Here is a 378-nt window from a genome sequence, read left to right as displayed (position 1 = left end):
CTGAAAAATGCCGAGAAAGCTCTCGATGACGGTGATTTCCGTTGGGTTGCAGAGGTGACTAGCTACCTGATCACTTTGGACAGAGAAGATATGACTGCGCGTCAGTTGAAGGCTAAGGCATTCCGACCATTGGCGTTTGACCAGATCAATGTGAACTGGAGAAACTTCTACTTGAGCTCGGCTCTGGAAATGGAAGGTAAGGCCCCAAGGCCTCTCAATACCCGCTCCAGTGGTGTAATGGCTGCTATGCCTGCCAGTGTGGTATTGCAACACATGGCTGTCCGGGTCGATCCAGTAAAAACGGCTGATCTTGAAATTACGGGAGCCTTTGAACTGCCATCCGGTGAAAAGTATGCACTGGAACTAAGGAGAGGTGTC

General features: G+C 50.3%; 1 protein-coding gene. It reads left to right on the top strand.

Annotation, left to right across the window (positions count from 1 at the left end; genetic code table 11):
• Window positions 1-378 (top strand): alkyl sulfatase dimerization domain-containing protein (locus tag CWC28_RS21385; protein WP_283206564.1); only part of this gene is annotated, 378 nt, incomplete at both ends.

Source organism: Pseudoalteromonas sp. S4492 (assembly GCF_005886115.1).
In the GTDB taxonomy this organism is placed as follows: Bacteria; Pseudomonadota; Gammaproteobacteria; order Enterobacterales; family Alteromonadaceae; genus Pseudoalteromonas; species Pseudoalteromonas gelatinilytica.
Note: the sequence above shows the minus strand (reverse complement) of the source record. Positions and strands in the feature narration are given on the sequence as shown.